Source organism: Campylobacter sp. S4:11 (genome assembly GCF_024723695.1).
Taxonomy (GTDB): domain Bacteria; phylum Campylobacterota; class Campylobacteria; order Campylobacterales; family Campylobacteraceae; genus Campylobacter_D; species Campylobacter_D jejuni_C.
The window spans coordinates 1-568 of sequence record NZ_JANQDC010000088.1 but is presented as its reverse complement, the minus strand read 5'-3'; the positions used below and the strand labels follow the sequence as shown (position 1 = coordinate 568).

At 30.3% G+C, this 568-nt stretch carries 1 pseudogene; it reads left to right on the top strand.

Going from position 1 to position 568, the window contains the following annotated elements:
* Nucleotides 1-7 precede the first annotated feature (7 nt).
* Nucleotides 8-568 (top strand): annotated as a pseudogene (locus tag CAMP5053_RS08325) (hypothetical protein); the annotation flags it as partial.

Here is a 568-nt window from a genome sequence, read left to right as displayed (position 1 = left end):
CAAGGGGTTGGTAAATGTTGTATTGAATATGCAAGATGGGGTTATTCTAGGTGAGAATTCTGGTATTAAGATTCAGTCTGGAGTAATAAATACATTGGAGAACAATGGAATTGTAAGAGGCGAAAAAAATCATGGTATAGAAATTTCTCATCAAGGAAAAGTGGATAATATTATAAATAGCGGAGTGATTTATGGTAAATTAGACGGTTTTAATATGATCTCAATGTGGGATTATAATAGAATAAATAAAATCGAAAATAAAAACATTTTTACGGGTGGAAGATATGGTATTTATATTAATCAGAGTAGTGTTATTAATACATTAATTAATAGCGGAATTATCTTTGGAGGTATTGATGGAATTATGGTTTCTTCAGAGTGGGGTAGATCTGGTTCTATAGAAAATATTGATAATAAAGGGACAATTGTTGGTAAGCACAATGGAATTAATGTTAAATTTTTTTCTAACAATCATAGTCTTATTGCATCTATTAATACCATCACAAATAAAGGCACTATTTTAGGTCAAAGTGGTGCTGGTGTATTTATCAATGGTTCCAATCAACAC